General features: G+C 67.1%; 3 protein-coding genes. 2 read left to right on the top strand and 1 reads right to left on the bottom strand.

Annotated elements, in window-relative coordinates; genetic code table 11:
• Positions 1–557, top strand: a 557-nt coding sequence (locus AC08OU_RS19410; protein WP_476605480.1) for a class I SAM-dependent methyltransferase, incomplete at its 5' end; no start/stop codon positions are given.
• Between the two features lie 511 nt (positions 558–1,068).
• The gene (locus AC08OU_RS19415; protein ID WP_476605481.1) at positions 1,069–1,326 is read left to right on the top strand and encodes a hypothetical protein; all 258 of its coding nucleotides are present in this window, start codon (positions 1,069–1,071) and stop codon (positions 1,324–1,326) included.
• 212 nt (positions 1,327–1,538) lie between these two features.
• On the opposite strand, the gene AC08OU_RS19420 is transcribed toward AC08OU_RS19415, so the two are convergent.
• Positions 1,539–1,914 (bottom strand): nuclear transport factor 2 family protein (locus tag AC08OU_RS19420; protein WP_476605482.1); only part of this gene is annotated, 376 nt, incomplete at its 5' end.

A 1,914-nucleotide genomic window follows, 5' to 3' on the forward strand; every position in this document is an offset into this window, starting at 1 on the left:
TCACCGCCCACCTGCACCGCATCGGCCTGGACACGTTCGGCATCGACCTATCACCCGCCATGATCGACGTAGCCCGGCGCGACCACCCCGCCCTACGCTTCCAGGTCGGCACCATGACCGGACTCGACCTGCCCGACAGCTGTCTGACCGGCCTACTCGCCTGGTTCTCCCTGATCCACGTCCCCGACGACGAGGTACCCGCCGTCCTGGACGAGTTTCACCGGGTGCTGCGGCCCGGCGGGATCGTGCTGCTCGGCTTCCACGCCGGTAACGAAAGCCAGCTCAAGACCGAGGGCTACGGCGGGCACCCGATGAACGTCTACGTCCACCGCCGCCGACCCCGCCGGGTCGCGGCCTGGCTGGAAGCCGCCGGAGCCGAACGCCGAAGGCAGCTTTCATCTTCGCCCACCGGTGAGACAAGCCAACACGAGCACCGGCGTTTCCCGGAGGCCATACTTGGATGCGAACCAGCCCGACAGATTGCGTTGCCGCAGGTGGCAGCGTCACCAACGCTCGCCAAACCCGAAATCAATTCGGACATAGCGGTTCAAATCTAGTGTGGTGGGCGATACTGGGTTTGAACCAGTGACCTCTTCCGTGTCAAGTAGGTCAAGATCGGCTCATCACATGGGCATCGGCCTATACAGGCTGGTCACACGGCTGGTCCTCGTCGGTCTGGCGTGGTCCTGTTTGCCATCAACCGCAAGATCTACTCCCCGCTCACTCCCCAGACGCCGTCGCCCGGTGCGGCTGGCTTCCCGTCTCGCAGGCTTCGCCCGGTCGGGCCGCGCCCGCCTGGTCCAGGTGGAGCGCCCCGCTGGACGAACGACCTGGACCAGGCGGGCGCGGTCTGGCTGCCTGTGGTGCGAGGCGGGGAGCCGGGCGGTTGGTGGCATCCCAGACGCCGAGGGTCCGGGGCGAGTAGCCCCGGCCGCCGGAGGCCATTTCCGGGTCGCAGGGCCGGAGGCCCTACCCGCCGGAGGCAGGGGCTTGCACCGGCGAGCCCTGCACCGATCGACCAACATGTTGTGTCGCTGCCGTCACGGATTGCTCGCTAGATTGGTCGTCATGACTGCGGCGGAACATGGGCCGGACGCGGAATCTGGCCGCCTTCGGCCGGGCATTGGCGAGATCCGGCAGGAGCACCCGAAGGCGTACGACCGGTGGACGCCGGAGGCGGACGCGCGTCTCTTGGCAGATTATCGCGCTGGCCGGAGCATCGAGGATCTGGCCGCCGACTTCGACCGCCAGCCGAGCGCGATCGAGTCCCGGCTGAAGAAGCTGGCGTTCGACCTCCTGCGACAGCCGTCGGACTCGCCGCCGTAGCCGCGACCGTCACGCGTCGCGCGACTGCCCGGACCCGCCCGTATCGGTGGGGCCGGGCTTCGTGGTGCCCGACGAGCTCCGCTCGCCCGCCGGGGTCGGCGCGCGCTAGCCGAAGGCGACCAGCGCGCGCCGTGCCCCGAGTGGGCGAGCAGCGGCCCGTCAGGGCCGCCTTGAAGAAGTACGGAAAGTTCTCACCGCCCAACGGCCGGAGGTCATCGGGTGGTCGCGGCCGTGGCGATGGGGCGGGAGGACCAGTACTCACGCAGGCTCGCTATCCGGTCGCCGTCGAACACGAGTACCGCGATTTCGCGCATCAGCTTGCGGTCCCGCTCTTCTCGATCGTCGAATACCGCTTCCCATTCGACGATCGCCGTTCCCCCGTCGATATACGCGTTAAGGAGCTTGCACGAGATGTTCGCTTGGGACTCGACGACCTTTGTTCGCCAGTACTTGCGAATGCCTTCGTGGTCTCGGATCGGCTCGTCGAGCACCCGTTCGTGGTAGGTCGCTCTCTCCGTGAAGATGGTCACGATGAGGTCTGGGTCCTGCTCGACCCATGCGCGGATGTAAGTATCAACGGTTTGGAGG

Source organism: Frankia sp. CcMO1 (assembly GCF_977945845.1).

Excerpts from the sequence above, each read along its gene's own strand:
- AC08OU_RS19415 (WP_476605481.1), top strand. The coding sequence starts at position 1,069 with ATGACTGCGGCGGAACATGGGCCGGACGCGGAATCTGGCCGCCTTCGG.